The 14,605-nt window shown below is 61.8% G+C and carries 12 protein-coding genes; 7 read left to right on the forward strand and 5 right to left on the reverse strand.

Annotated elements, in window-relative coordinates; translation table 11 throughout:
* Window positions 1-10: 10 nt before the first annotated feature.
* The 6 genes from BT179_RS23790 (at window position 11) to BT179_RS23815 (ending at window position 9,472) form a co-directional block, all read left to right on the forward strand.
* Window positions 11-1,351 (forward strand): sensor histidine kinase, encoded by a 1,341-nt coding sequence (locus BT179_RS23790; RefSeq protein ID WP_072394967.1) that lies wholly within the window; start codon window positions 11-13, stop codon window positions 1,349-1,351.
* Window positions 1,352-1,504: 153 nt separating this feature from the next.
* Window positions 1,505-2,932 (forward strand): di-heme oxidoreductase family protein, encoded by a 1,428-nt coding sequence (locus tag BT179_RS23795; protein WP_072394968.1) that lies wholly within the window; start codon window positions 1,505-1,507, stop codon window positions 2,930-2,932.
* A 30-nt stretch (window positions 2,933-2,962) separates the two neighbouring features.
* On the forward strand, window positions 2,963-4,027 hold the full coding sequence (locus BT179_RS23800; RefSeq protein ID WP_072432009.1) for an imelysin family protein: 1,065 nt from the start codon (window positions 2,963-2,965) through the stop codon (window positions 4,025-4,027).
* A 2-nt stretch (window positions 4,028-4,029) separates the two neighbouring features.
* Window positions 4,030-5,127, forward strand: coding sequence for a DUF1513 domain-containing protein (locus BT179_RS23805; RefSeq protein ID WP_072394970.1), 1,098 nt, complete (start codon window positions 4,030-4,032; stop codon window positions 5,125-5,127).
* A gap of 153 nt (window positions 5,128-5,280) precedes the next feature.
* Window positions 5,281-6,429 carry an efflux RND transporter periplasmic adaptor subunit gene (locus BT179_RS23810; protein ID WP_072394972.1) on the forward strand — a complete coding sequence of 383 codons (1,149 nt, stop codon included), beginning with the start codon at window positions 5,281-5,283 and terminating at the stop codon, window positions 6,427-6,429.
* 13 nt (window positions 6,430-6,442) lie between these two features.
* Complete coding sequence (locus tag BT179_RS23815; protein WP_072394974.1) at window positions 6,443-9,472, forward strand: multidrug efflux RND transporter permease subunit; 3,030 nt, start codon at window positions 6,443-6,445, stop codon at window positions 9,470-9,472.
* 51 nt (window positions 9,473-9,523) lie between these two features.
* Here BT179_RS23815 and BT179_RS23820 read toward each other — a convergent pair whose 3' ends face one another.
* The 5 genes from BT179_RS23820 to colR form a co-directional block, all read right to left on the reverse strand.
* Entirely contained in the window at window positions 9,524-9,751 is a 228-nt protein-coding gene (locus tag BT179_RS23820; RefSeq protein ID WP_072394976.1) for a hypothetical protein, read from the reverse strand.
* 2 nt (window positions 9,752-9,753) lie between these two features.
* A complete protein-coding gene (locus BT179_RS23825; protein ID WP_072432008.1) occupies window positions 9,754-10,464 on the reverse strand; it encodes a lipopolysaccharide kinase InaA family protein in 711 nt (236 codons plus the stop codon).
* 4 nt (window positions 10,465-10,468) lie between these two features.
* On the reverse strand, window positions 10,469-11,137 hold the full coding sequence (locus BT179_RS23830) for a class I SAM-dependent methyltransferase (RefSeq protein WP_072394980.1): 669 nt from the start codon (window positions 11,135-11,137) through the stop codon (window positions 10,469-10,471).
* 142 nt (window positions 11,138-11,279) lie between these two features.
* Complete coding sequence (locus BT179_RS23835; RefSeq protein WP_072394982.1) at window positions 11,280-12,557, reverse strand: sensor histidine kinase; 1,278 nt, start codon at window positions 12,555-12,557, stop codon at window positions 11,280-11,282.
* Complete coding sequence (gene colR, locus BT179_RS23840) at window positions 12,547-13,230, reverse strand: two-component system response regulator ColR (RefSeq protein ID WP_072394984.1); 684 nt, start codon at window positions 13,228-13,230, stop codon at window positions 12,547-12,549. Before colR ends, BT179_RS23835 begins: the two co-directional genes overlap by 11 nt.
* A gap of 229 nt (window positions 13,231-13,459) precedes the next feature.
* On the opposite strand from colR, the gene BT179_RS23845 reads away from it, so the two are divergent.
* The gene (locus BT179_RS23845; protein ID WP_072432026.1) at window positions 13,460-14,203 is read left to right on the forward strand and encodes a phosphatase PAP2 family protein; all 744 of its coding nucleotides are present in this window, start codon (window positions 13,460-13,462) and stop codon (window positions 14,201-14,203) included.
* Window positions 14,204-14,605: the final 402 nt, after the last annotated feature.

The following is a 14,605-nucleotide window of genomic DNA, read 5'->3' on the forward strand; positions in this document are numbered from 1 at the left end:
AGGATTTACCGTGCGTTCATTGTTCTGGCGCATCCTGGCCAGTTTCTGGCTGGCGATTACCCTGGTGGCAGGGCTTTCGATTCTCATGGGCCACATGCTGAACCAGGACGCCTGGATACTGAGCCGTCATCCGGGCCTCAACACCCTGGCCGAAGAATGGACGCAAACCTACGAAAGCCAGGGCGAAGACGCCGCCCAAGGCATCCTGCAACAACGCAAGCGTCAGTACCATATCGACGTTCAGGTACTCAACGAAAGCGGCGACCCCGTGGTGCGGGGCACCTTTCCACATCGCGCCGCGGCCTTCGAGGCACGTCAGAACAACGATGACCGCCGCCTGCCCTGGCGGCGACTGACCGATGAGTTCACCAGCAGCAAGACCGGCGACACGTACCTGTTCATCTATCGCATCCCCCACCCCGAGCTGGATGCCTGGCATCGCGGCAGCCTGCTGTGGCCGCTGAGCGCCCTGGGAATCGCGCTGGTGGTGCTGACCTTGTTCAGCCTGCTGGTGACCCTTTCCATCACTCGCCCGTTGAGTCGCCTGCGCGGTGCCGTGCATGACCTGGGGCAGACGACCTATCAGCAGAACAGTCTCGCCAAACTGGCCAATCGCCGGGACGAATTCGGGGTACTGGCGACAGACTTCAACCGCATGGGCGCACGCTTGCAAAGCCTGATCGGCAGTCAGCGCCAATTGCTGCGGGATGTCTCTCACGAGCTGCGCTCGCCCCTGGCCCGGCTGCGCATTGCGCTGGCTCTGGCCGAGCGGGCGGCTCCCCAGGAGCGGGAAAACCTGTGGCCGCGCCTGACACGCGAATGCGACCGCCTGGAAGCGCTGATCAGCGAAATCCTGGTATTGGCCCGGGTCGATGCCGATAACGCCAGCGCCGAAGAGGTAGACCTCGACGGCCTGCTGGTTGCCCTGCAAAAGGACGCGCAACTGGCCTCACCGGAACAAACGGTCCAACTGGACATTGAGCCGAACCTGACCCTCAAGGGCTGGCCGACCATGATCGAACGGGCCGTGGACAACCTGCTGCGCAACGCCCAGCGCTTCAACCCGCCCGGGCAACCGATCGAGATGCGCGCGGTGCGCCAAGGGGAGCGGATCCTGATCAGCGTGCGTGACCATGGCCCAGGGGTGGAAGCCGAACACCTGGGGCAATTGGGCGAGCCGTTCTACCGCGCGCCGGGCCAGACCGCCGCCGGCCATGGCCTGGGCCTTGCCATCGCCCGCCGCGCCGCCGAACGCCATGGTGGTGCGCTGGTGCTGGCCAATCACCCCGAGGGCGGGTTCATCGCCAGCCTTGAATTGCCGTTGGTGCCGGGCGCGGTTGTCCAACCGTGACCTGGCAAGGATTCCAGCGAATCCGTGGCCGCGCAGTGTGCTCTCGTCGGGCGAGGCTGTTCGCCATCAGAGCAAACGATAATTCCTCTTATTCAAACCGCCCCGCCCTGTTAGACTTTGCGCCCTCTTTTCACCTATCTCCCAGGTCGCCCGATGCTGTCGTTGCCTCTTCGTCTATGTGCACTGTTCATGGCCTTGGGCCTGAGTGCCTGCGACGACGCCCCGCGCTTTACCCAGGCCGAACCGGGTGAAGCCCGATCCGGTGGCGCGGCGACGGTACGCAAGGCCGATCAGAATGCCTTCTCGCTGCCTTCGGCCAACCTGCCACCCTCGCGGCGCGTGGATTTCAGTGTCGGCAACAGTTTCTTCCGCAGCCCCTGGGTGATCGCGCCGTCCACCACCACTGCCCGGGATGGTCTTGGGCCATTGTTCAACACCAACGCCTGCCAGAACTGCCACATCAAGGATGGTCGCGGCCATCCGCCGGAACCCGGCGCGACCAGTGCGGTATCGATGCTGGTGCGCCTGTCGATACCCGACGCACCGCCGTACGCCAAGGTCATCGAACAACTGGGTGTGGTGCCCGAGCCCGTCTACGGCGGGCAACTGCAGGACATGTCCGTGCCAGGTGTCGTCCCGGAAGGCAAGGTACGGGTCGATTACTCCGCCGTTCCTGTGCGCTTCGAAGATGGCACCGTCGTGGAGTTGCGCAAGCCTGAGTTGCGGATCACCCAGCTCGGTTATGGACCGATGCATCCCGACACGCGCTTTTCCGCCCGCGTCGCTCCACCGATGATCGGCCTGGGGCTGCTGGAGGCCATTCCCGACGCTGCGATCCTGGCGAATGCCGAGGCCCAGGCGCGGGAAAGCAACGGCATCGCCGGGCGACCGAACCAGGTCTGGGACGATGCCCAGCACAAAACCGTCATGGGGCGCTTCGGCTGGAAGGCCGGCCAGCCCAACCTGAACCAACAGAACGTTCATGCCTTTTCCGGCGATATGGGCCTGACGACAAGCCTGCGCCCGTTCGACGATTGCACCCAGGCCCAGGTCGATTGCAAACGCGCTCCCAGTGGCAATGGCCCGGACGGCGAGCCGGAAGTCAGCGACAACATCCTGCGGCTGGTGCTGTTCTATAGCCGCAACCTCGCCGTGCCAGCCCGTCGCGATGTCGACTCGCCCCAGGTGCTGGCCGGCAAGAACCTGTTTTTCCAGGCCGGCTGCCAATCGTGTCACACACCGCAGTACACCACCTCCGCCAGCGCGGCCGAACCGGAGCTGGCAAACCAGGTCATCCGGCCCTACACCGACCTGCTGCTGCACGACATGGGCGAAGGGCTGGCCGACAACCGCAGCGAATTCAAGGCCAGTGGCCGTGACTGGCGCACTGCGCCGCTGTGGGGCATCGGCCTGACCGAAACTGTCAACGGCCACACCCAGTTCTTGCACGACGGTCGCGCCCGCAACCTGCTCGAAGCCGTGCTTTGGCATGGCGGCGAAGCACAAGCGGCGCAGCGCCAGGTCCTGGCGTTCAATGCCGAGCAGCGCGCCGCGTTGCTGGCGTTCCTGAATTCTCTTTAAACGCATTTTCCGAAAAACGGGAGCCCGACAATGTTCCGTCCCAAGCTGTTGTTCACCAGCCTCGCCGCCCTCGCCCTCGGTGCCTGCTCGCCACAGGATCCACAGGCGGTCACCTCGGCGGCTATCGCCAAGCAAGTGATCCTGCCGACCTACAGCCGCTGGGTCGATGCCGACCGACAACTGGCAGCCAGCGCCCTGGCGTTCTGCCAGGGCAAGGAAAACCTGGAGACCGCTCGCGCCGATTTCCTCAAGGCACAAAAGGCCTGGGCCGAACTCCAGCCGCTGCTGATCGGCCCGTTGGCCGAGGGCAACCGCGCCTGGCAGGTGCAGTTCTGGCCGGACAAGAAGAACCTGGTAGGCCGTCAGGTCGAGCAACTGGTCAACAGCCAGCCGCAGATCGACGCTGCCGGCCTGGCCAAGTCCAGCGTCGTGGTCCAGGGCCTGTCGGCCTACGAATACCTGCTGTTCGACGCCCGGATCGACATGGCCGACAGCGCGCAGAAAGCCAAGTATTGCCCGCTGCTGATGGCCATTGGCGAACGCCAGAAACAACTCGCCGAAGAGATCCTGTCGCGCTGGAACACCAACGACGGCATGCTCGCCCAGATGAGCAAGTTCCCCAACCAGCGCTACGCCGACTCCCATGAGGCCATTGCCGACCTGCTACGTGTCCAGGTCACCGCCCTGGACACCCTGAAGAAAAAACTCGGCACCCCGATGGGCCGTCAGAGCAAGGGCGTCCCACAACCTTTCCAGGCCGATGCCTGGCGCAGCCAATCCTCGTTGCAAGGCCTGGAGGCCAGCCTGAGTGCTGCCCGGACCGTCTGGGAAGGCGTGGATAACAAAGGCCTGCGCGGCTTGCTGCCAAGCGACCAGAAACCGCTGGCCGACAAGATCGACGCCGCCTATGACGCTTCGCTGAAACTGTTCGCCAGCAGCCAGCGTTCGCTGACCGAAATGCTCGGCGACGACGCCGGTCGCCAGCAACTCAACGATCTGTACGACAGCCTCAATGTCGTCCATCGCCTGCACGAAGGTGAACTGGCCAAGGCGCTGGGCATCCAACTGGGCTTCAACGCCAACGACGGTGACTGATCATGTTTCGACGTCAGGCTCTGGCGCTGGGCAGCTTGCTGCTCGGTGCCGTTACCCTGGGCGGCTGGACGCTGTTCAAGCAAAAGGACAAGAGTCCGCTACTGCTGTCGGCACGAGACGATGGTGACGGCAAGCACTATGCCGTCGGCTACCGACTGGATGGCACGCAAGTATTCGCCACCCGGGTCGGGCAACGCTGCCATGACATCGTCAACCATCCGACACGGCCCATCGCCCTGTTCGTCGCCCGGCGTCCGGGCACCGAAAGCTATCTGATCGACCTGCGCGACGGAGCCTTGCTGCAGACGATCGCTTCGTTGCCGAACCGACATTTCTATGGTCACGCGGTGATCCATGGCAGCGGCGAATGGCTGTACGCCACCGAGAACGACACCAGCGATCCGGGACGCGGCCTGCTGGGCATGTACCGTTTCGACGGCGAGCGCCTGGTGCACAGCGGCGAGATTTCCACCCATGGCATCGGCCCGCACCAGGTGTCGTGGCTGCCCGACGGCGAGACCCTGGTGGTGGCCAATGGCGGCATCCGCACCGAGGCCGAGAGCCGGGTAGAGATGAACCTCGACGCCATGGAGCCGAGCCTGGTCCTGATGCGGCGCGATGGCACGCTGCTGAGCAAGGAAACCCTCGCCCAACCGATGAACAGCGTGCGCCACCTGGGCATAGCCAGCGATGGCACCATCGTGTCCGGCCAGCAGTTCATGGGCGATCCTCACGAATCCTCAGAGCTGCTGGCAATCAAGCGCCCGGGCCAGCCATTCAAGGCGTTCCCGGTGGCCGACCACCAGTTGCAGGCGATGGGGCACTACACCGCCAGTGTCGCCGTGCACAGCGAGCTGCGCCTGGTGGCCCTGACGGCGCCGCGGGGCAATCGCTTTTTCATCTGGGACCTGGACAGCGGCGAAGTGCGCCTGGACGCGCCTCTTCCAGACTGCGCCGGCGTGGGTGCGGTGGCCGACGGTTTCGTCGTGACCTCGGGTCAAGGCCGATGCCGCTATTACGATTGCCGCCAGCCACAACTGGTTGCAAAACCGCTGGACCTGCCAGCGGGGCTCTGGGACAACCATTTGCACCTGGTGTGATCGAAGGGGCGAAGCCGCCTGGGCCGAGCCCCTTGAAATTTCAGGAATAATCCTACGCGACAGCCCCCCGACAACATCTGGAATCCCCCGCACACTCGGAGTAAGGTGCCCGCCTGACTGTATTTCTTTTAGGCTTTTCCAAGGAAGTGGAACATGCTGCGACGCCGCATGCTGATCATGTTGGGTGTTGTCCTGCTGGTGGTGCTGTTGCTGGCTGGCTACAAGGCCTTCTCCGTTTACCAGCAGATCCAGATGTTTTCTGCACCGAAACCGCCCATCAGCGTGGCAGTGGCCACCGCCGCCGAACAACCCTGGCAGGCACGACTGCCCACCGTTGGCAGCCTCAAGGCACTGCAAGGCGTGGACCTGAGCCTGGAGATCGCCGGGACCGTGCAGAAGGTGCTCTTCCAGTCGGGACAAAAGGTCAAGGCCGGCCAGCCCCTGCTGCAACTGGACAGTGATGTCGAAACCGCCCTGCTGGAAACCGCCCAGGCGGACCTTGGCCTGTCGCAACTGGACTTCGGCCGCGGCCGGCAGCTGGTAGGCAGCCAGGCGATCTCCAAGGGCGAATTCGACCGGCTCGGGGCGCAACTCAAGAAGAACCAGGCCACGGTCAACCAACTGAAGGCTTCGCTGGCCAAGAAACAGATCGTCGCGCCGTTCAGCGGCACCATCGGCATTCGCCAGGTGGATGTCGGCGACTACCTGGCCAGCGGTACGGTAATCGCCACCCTGCAAGACCTCAGCAGCCTCTACGTGGATTTCTATGTGCCCGAACAGACGGTGCCCAGGCTTGCCATTGCCCAACCGGTCAACGTGAACGTATCGGCCTATCCGGGCCAGACCTTCGTCGGCACCATCAGCGCCATCAACCCCAAGGTCGAGGACAGCACTCGCAACGTACTGGTGCGCGCCACCCTGGCCAACCCCGACGGCAAGCTGCTACCCGGCATGTTCGCCAGCCTCCAGGTGATCCTGCCGGAGATGGCTGCCGGCATCGTCGTACCGGAAAGTGCCGTGACCTACACCCTCTATGGCAACTCCATGTACGTGGTGACGCAGAAGAAAGCCGCCGACGGCAGCACTGAAAAGGATGACAAGGGCCAGCCAGTGCTGATCGCCGAACGGCGTTTCGTCGAGACCGGTGAGCGCCGTGACGGTCAGGTGCTGGTCTCCAAGGGCGTGCAAAGCGGTGAACAGGTCGTGATCGCCGGCCAGATCAAGCTCGATAACGGCACCCCCGTCGCCATCAGCGATGACAAGACCCTGACCGAACAGAACAGCCCGCCACGCGCGGACTGATCAAGGAATCCCCATGGCTTTTACCGATCCGTTCATCCGCCGCCCGGTGCTCGCCACCGTGGTCAGCCTGTTGATCGTTCTGCTGGGCTTCCAGGCCTGGAGCAAGTTGCCCCTGCGGCAATACCCGCAAATGGAAAACGCCCTGATCACGGTGACCACCGCCTATCCGGGGGCAAACGCCGAGACCATCCAGGGCTATATCACCCAGCCGATGCAACAGAGCCTGGCCAGCGCCGAGGGCATCGACTACATGACCTCGGTCAGCCGCCAGAACTTCTCGGTGATCTCGGTCTATGCCCGCATCGGCACCAACAACGACCGGCTGTTCACCGAGCTGCTGGCCAAGGCCAACGAAGTCAAGAACGAGCTGCCCCAGGACGCGGAAGACCCGGTGCTCAGCCGTGAGGCGGCCGATGCCTCGGCGCTGATGTACATCAGTTTCTACAGCCAGGAACTGAGCAACCCGCAGATCACCGACTACCTGTCGCGGGTGGTCCAGCCCAAGCTGGCCACCCTCCCTGGCATGGCTGAAGCGGAAATCCTCGGCAACCAGGTCTTCGCCATGCGCCTGTGGCTGGACCCGGTCAAGCTCGCCGGCTTCGGCCTGACCGCCGCCGACGTGACAGCTGCCGTGCGCCAGTACAACTTCCTCTCGGCCGCCGGCGAAGTGAAAGGCGAATACGTCGTCACCAGCATCAACGCCAATACCGAGCTCAAGACCGCGGAAGCCTTCGCCGCGATTCCGCTCAAGACCGAGGGTGACAGCCGCGTGCTGCTACGGGACGTGGCGCGGGTGGAGATGGGCGCGGAAAACTACGACACCATCAGCTCCTTCGGGGGCACCCCCTCCGTTTACATCGGCATCAAGGCCACCCCCGGCGCCAACCCGCTGGACGTGATCAAGGAAGTACGCCGGGTCATGCCGGAACTGGAAGCCCAGCTGCCGTCGAACCTGAAGGCCGAGATCGCCTATGACGCGACGCTGTTCATCCAGGCTTCCATCGATGAAGTGGTGAAGACCCTCTTCGAAGCCGTGCTGATCGTCATCGTCGTGGTCTTTCTCTTCCTCGGTGCGCTGCGTTCGGTCGTCATCCCGGTAGTGACCATCCCGCTGTCGATGATCGGCGTGATGTTCTTCATGCAGTTGATGGGCTACTCGATGAACCTGCTGACGCTGCTCGCCATGGTGCTGGCCATCGGCCTGGTGGTGGACGATGCCATCGTCGTGGTGGAGAACATCCACCGGCATATCGAGGAAGGCAAGAGCCCGTTCGACGCTGCGCTGGAAGGCGCCCGGGAAATTGCCATGCCGGTGGTCTCGATGACCATCACCCTGGCAGCGGTGTATGCGCCGATCGGCCTGCTGGAAGGCCTGACAGGCGCCTTGTTCAAGGAGTTCGCCCTGACCCTGGCCGGTGCCGTGGTGATATCCGGCATCGTTGCCCTGACCTTGTCGCCGATGATGTGCGCCATGCTGCTGCGGCGCGACGAAAACCCTTCGGGCCTGGCTCATCGCCTGGATGGCATGTTCGAACGCCTGAAAAGCCGCTACCAGCGCATGCTCCACGGCACCCTCAATACCCGGCCGGCGGTGCTGGTATTCGCGGTGATCGTATTGCTGCTGATTCCGGTGCTGGTCATGTTCACCAAATCCGAGCTGGCCCCCGATGAAGACCAGGGCATCATCTTCATGATGGCCAGCGCGCCACAGCACACCAACCTCGATTACCTGAACGCCTACACCGACCACTTCCTCACGATCTTCAAGGAATTCCCGGAGTACTACTCCTCGTTCCAGATCAATGGCTACAACGGCGTCCAGTCCGGTATCGGTGGTTTCCTCCTCAAGCCCTGGAACGAACGCGACCGCACCCAGATGGAAATCCTGCCTGAAGTCCAGGAACGACTGGAGACGATACCGGGCCTGCAGATCTTCGGCTTCAACCTGCCTTCCCTGCCGGGCACTGGCGAGGGGCTGCCCTTTGCATTCGTCATCAACGCGCCGAAAGACTACGCGACGCTGCTGGAGATTGCCGAGCGGGTCAAGAAACGCGCGCTGGAGTCCGGCAAGTTCGCCTTCATGGACATCGACCTGGCCTTCGACAAACCCGAGGTCGTCGTGGACATCGATCGCGCCAAGGCCGCCCAGATGGGCGTATCGATGCAGGACCTTGGCGGCACCCTCGCCACGCTGCTGGGGGAATCGGAAATCAACCGCTTTACCATCGAAGGGCGCAGCTACAAGGTCATCGCCCAGGTAGAACGCCCCTACCGGGACAACCCGGACTGGCTGAACAACTATTACGTCAAGAATGCCCAGGGCGAATCGCTCCCCCTGTCCACGCTGATCAAGGTCAGTGATCGGGCTCGACCGCGGCAGTTGAACCAGTTCCAGCAGCTCAACGCAGTCACGATTTCAGGTTTTCCCATCGTCAGCATGGGCGAGGCGATCGAGACGGTTCGCCAGATCGCCCAGGAAGAAGCGCCAACGGGGTTCGCCTTCGACTATGCAGGCGCATCGCGTCAGTTCGTCCAGGAAGGCAGCGCACTGTGGGTCACCTTTGCCCTGGCCCTGGCAATCATCTTCCTGGTACTGGCCGCCCAGTTCGAGAGTTTCCGGGATCCACTGGTCATCCTGGTGACAGTGCCGCTGTCCATTTGCGGAGCACTGATTCCGCTGTTCCTCGGCTGGTCGAGCATGAACATCTATACCCAGGTAGGGTTGGTGACGCTGATCGGCCTGATCAGCAAGCACGGGATCCTGATCGTCGAGTTTGCCAACCAGTTGCGCAAGGAACAGGGGCTGGCACCAAGGGAAGCCGTGGAGCAGGCCGCCTCGATTCGCTTGCGGCCAGTACTGATGACCACCGCGGCGATGGTGTTTGGCATGGTACCGCTGATCCTGGCCACGGGTGCCGGGGCGGTCAGCCGCTTCGACATCGGCATGGTGATTGCCACCGGCATGTCCATCGGCACCCTGTTCACCCTGTTCGTACTGCCCTGCATCTACACGCTGCTGGCCAAGCCGGACAAGACTGCATGAAATGAAAAGGCCTCGTACAAGCGAGGCCTTTTCATTCTGGTTTCGTGAAACTCAACTCTGTGGCCTCATGCCTTGGGAAAGACCGAACATGAACAGCAACAGGTCCTGATCCGGCCTGACCGCCTCACTGGCCTTGGCCACCCGCGGCAATGGGCAATGTGCATCGGTGTGGGAGGCATTGAGGATCTGCGAACGAGGCTGTTCCCAGACAGCCACCGCCATCGATGTCACTGCCAGGGCTCCCACCAGGAACACACCTCTAGCAATTTCCAATTTCATCGTCATAAGCCTTTGATAGCGCTGCCAAACGCCGCCTCATAAAAGTAGACGAGTTTTCTCCAGTCAGACTCGCTGAACGACGAATGGCGACGCAGCTGCTTCAAGTCATGGGAGGCGGCACTTCGGGCAGTCAGTCGCTGGCGGCACTTCTCCAGGTCCAACAGGGCCACCTCGGCCTTGGCAAACTCGCCCTCGCCGCTGACCCGCACAAACACATGCTTCATATAGAGGCAGCCGTGTTGCCAGCGACCTTTGTGCATACGAGCCAGGTTCTCAGCCAATGCCTGGAGGATACGCTCATGCAGCGCTTCGCCATGACGCTCGCGTTCGCCTGCGGCATACCACTGTTCCAACTCCACGAAGCCATCCAACGCATGGGTCACCAACAGTGCACGCCATTTATGGACCGGATCGCGCTGGGCGCCGCAAAAGATGATCTGGGGGACGCCAACGTCCAGCCGAGTCAGAGCCAGCAGCGCGTCCTGCTCGCGCAGTACGGTTGGCCGACCAAACGGATGGAAAAAGCTGCGGTACACATGACCGATCTGACGCTTGGCGTACAGTAGATTGCCGTCATCATTGTGGATCCGCTGCACACCGCTTTCACCGCCACGGCGCACATTGGGTGCTTCGACCCACTCCCCCTGCTGGTTCCAGAAGTGATCGAAATTGCCAAGGTGAACCGTCGGTACCTCTTGCGCCTGCGCAACCATGCTGTTACCTCTTGCGTAATACATAAACTCGCCACATGGCATAGAGCGGTAGGAAATCCAATCGTTCTTGAATACGGAACCCAGTCTGTCGGAATTCTTCCTCGACTGTAGCGGCCGGTAACACAAATCTGTTCTGGTAGTCTTTCTGCCCACGTGAACGTTCCAGGCGCTTGCGCTTCCAGGCCTTGAAATTGCCATCGACCCACAATGAAACGATCACGCTGTCTCGACTGACACGCTGGAATTCCCGCAGGATCGCCAGTCGGTGCGCGGCTTCACCGATGTGGTGCAACAAACGCATGCAAAAAATGCTGTCGACGGCGTTATCAGGCAAGGCAATGTCGAACGCAGATGTGTGCAAAGGTCGTACCCGTTTTACGACATCGGTCGGCTGGGCCTTCAATGCCGTCATGAGCATCGCCTCGGAATTGTCCGCACCGATGATGACCCGATTAGGTTTTTCCGCCAGCAAGGGCCAGAAACGCCCGGCACCACATGGCAAATCCAGCACCAGGCCAGGATCCCCCGCAAGCGCCAATGCCCGCCGGGCCAGTTGCTCGTCACGCTGATGGGAAAGGCGCCGACTCAAGCCGTCACGGTGTTTATGCAGGTATTGCTGGGCATGCTGCTCGTCGTACTTTTCAGAGAAATCGAGCTTGATGGCATTTGACATGGTGAGAAGCCTCCATTACTGAATGGCTTCCACCTTAGGGTTGGGCATGTTGGCGTCAGGTCATGTCTTTGTGAAAACTTCGTCGTGTAAACGGCCGAATGTTTTCAAGACTTTTCGACATGCATGGAGGTGACGGGAACGTTCAAGGCTGCGGATTCAAGTCCACTTCGAAATGGCAACCGTTAGGCTCCATGGTGCTGAGGCTCACCGTCCAGCCCTGGTTCTCACAGATTCGCTGCACCAGCGACAGCCCCAACCCAAGCCCTTCTCCGCGTTTTTCGTTGCCGCGTACGAACGGTTCGAACATCGCCTCGCGCTTCTCCTCGGGAATACCAACCCCGCTGTCCTCGACCACGAACCCGCTGGAATTCAGCGTGAGGCGAATGAACCCCTGGTCTGTGTAGTGCAAGGCGTTGCGCAACAGGTTGCCCATGACGGCTGTCAGGAATGTCGCGTTGTACAGGGTATCGGGGGGATGCCCGGGCTCGAAGATCAGTTCCAGGCCCTTGGACTCGATCGGGGTTCGCCACAACCCGATGAGGTTATCGGCGACTTGGCCCAGCGTCATTCGAGGGGACATGCCACTGTCTTCACGCTGGGTCCTGGCGAGCATCAGGAAGGTCTGCACCAGCTCACGCATCTCTTCACTGGCGCGGTTGATACGCTCGACCTGGGTGCGACCGCGTTGATCCAAGGCCGGGTTCTCCAGCAACAGCTCGCAGGACGTCGCCAGCACCATCAACGGAGTGCGCAACTCGTGACTCACATCACTGGTGAACAACCGTTCCCGCGTCAACGCCTGGCGCAAACGCCCCAGCGTGGCGTCGAATGCCACGGCAAGTTCGCCCACCTCATCGGCGGCATAATCGGGGGCCAACGGCGGGGCGAGCCCGAGGAGCTGGTCTCGATGGCGCACTTGCTGGGCCAGGCGCACCACCGGCGCCATCACCCGACGAGCCAGGACCCAACCCAGGAACACTGCAAGCGCCAGGCTGAGCACGAACCCCACCAGCACCACGGCGAACAGTACCCGTTCACGCTCCTCGAAATCGCTCTGGTCTTGCAGCAGCACGTAGTGCCGACCGTCCACGATCTCCACCATGGCGTGATAGGACAACTGCTCCCGGAACACTTCATGGAAACCGCGTTCCAGATGACGCAGATCCTTGGGCAACTCGAAGTCGCCCGGGCCACCACTGAAGTAGAACAGCTGGTCGGGTTCCGGGCGATGGCTCCAGTCCGACACGCTGTCCATCAGCAACAGGCGCTGCAGGTCGCCTCCCAGCCCGGCGGAAATCAACTTTTCTTCCACCAGATGGACCGTCGCCACGATGCCCATGGCGAACGCTCCGGCCACCAACGCGCTCATCAGTGCAAAAGCGATGATGATCCGTTGGGCAAGGCTCTGCTTAAACTCCATCTCGGCCCTCGGCCAGGCGATAACCCACGCCGTGCACGGTATGCAGCAGGGGTTTGTCGAAAGGCTTGTCGATCACCTGGCGCAATTGGTGAACGTGGCTGCGCAGGCTGTCGCTGTCCGGGCAGTCGTCGCCCCACAAGGCTTCCTCGAGGATTTCCCGGCGCAACACGTGGGGGCTCTTCTGCATCAGTACTGCCAGCAGCTTCAGGCCGACCGGGTTGAGCTTGAGCAGCTTGCCTTCGCGTGTCACTTCCAGGGTGTCGAGGTCGTAGCTCAGGTCGCCAACCTGCAAGGCGCGCCGACCGCCGCCCTGGGTCCGACGCATCACGGCTTCGATCCGTGCCGCCAGTTCCGACAGGGCAAAGGGTTTGATCAGGTAATCGTCGGCCCCGGATTTGAAACCTTGCAAGCGATCATCCAGTTGGTCGCGAGCCGTGAGCATGATCACGGGCGTGTCGCGCCGGGCATCTTCCCGCAGGCGCTTGCACAAGGTGTAGCCGTCGATCCCCGGCAGCATGATATCGAGCACGATCAGGTCGTAGTGCTCGGTCGCGGCCAGATGCAACCCCGACAAACCGTCCTGTGCGCAATCGACCGTATAGCCTTTGAGCCCCAGGTAATCGGCCAGGTTGGCCAGGATGTCACGGTTGTCTTCAACCAACAGAATTCGCATGGGATCTCCTCCGCTCACGCTAGACGGTCTTCGTGGCCCGCGCAGCTTAAGGCCAAGCGTCGCTTCCGGCTAGAGGCGCATCTTTGGTCCTCGCCGGTGAACCTTGAGGGGACCTTTCCGGAAAAAGGATCTTGACGAGTTTTTCACCGGGCATTCACACCTCCCCAACGCAGCGCCGGGCAGACTGCGCGCATTGCCGTTCATGAACACTGCCATCGAAGGTACCGCCATGGTCCACACAGCCATCCGTCCCGCTTCCAGACCCTTGAATTTCCGGATCGCCCTGGGCGTGCCCGCCGTGGTTGCCCTGATTCTGGTGCTACTGGAGGCGACGACCGTGGACATGGAGCTGGCCAGGCTGTTCTACGACCCGGCCGGTGGTGGTTTCATCGGCCGGCACAGTTTTTTTCTGGAAGACATCCTGCATGACCGGGCCAAACAGATGGTCATCGGTTTTTCCGTGCTGGCGATCCTCGGTTTCATCGGCACGTTTTTCGTCGCCCGACTCAAACCCTTCAAACGCGAGATGGGCTGCCTGGTCTTATCCCTGGCCCTGGCGACTTCTTTCGTTACCCCGATGAAAGCCGTGACGGCGGTGCAATGTCCCTGGAGCCTGAAGGAATTTGGCGGCAGCGAAGCCTACAGTGAACTGCTGAGTCCTCGCCCTGCCACCGACAAGCCTGGCCGATGCTGGCCCGGCGGCCATGCGGCGACCGGCTTCACCTTGTTTGCGCTGTTCTTCGCCCTGCGCGACCGTCGCCCGCGCCTCGCCCGCCAGACGCTGGTATTGGCCTTCGCCCTGGGCACGGTGTTTTCTGTCGGTCGGATGATGCAGGGAGCACACTTCTTTTCCCACAATGTGTGGACGGCGGTGTTCTGCTGGCTGATTTGCCTGGGATGTTATTACTACATCCTGTACCGGCCAGCTTCCACAAATGAGTCGGTAGCCGAGGCGCGTCCCGCCAATGCCTGAACGGGATAGCCACACCGCCATTTCGAGCTAACATTTTTGAAGCGAATAAAATGTATGGTCAGCCCTTCTCCTGCAACCTCATGGGCTGTTTTCGGTAAAGCTGGCTTGCGCTAATGTATCCGGGCTCGTTGTGAGCGTTGCTGCAACAACGCTCGGCCCTCGATGAGTAGCCGCTCCCGACTGTCCTGAAAAAACCCTCAGCTTCTAAAGCTGATTTTATTGCCAGGTTCTCAGTCGGGCCGTTTGCCGTTTACTGTCATCAGTCAGTGACGTCGCAAAAGCCGGTGGTAACGCTGTGCATTCAAGCGTTCGGATGTGGGTCGTACTGGCCGCCTTTGGCCAGTACCGCCCACACGATTCGCGCCAGTTTGTTTGCTAGCGCACACGCGACGACATTGGAGT

The organism is Pseudomonas sp. NFACC43 (genome assembly GCF_900119645.1).
Taxonomy (GTDB): Bacteria; Pseudomonadota; Gammaproteobacteria; order Pseudomonadales; family Pseudomonadaceae; genus Aquipseudomonas.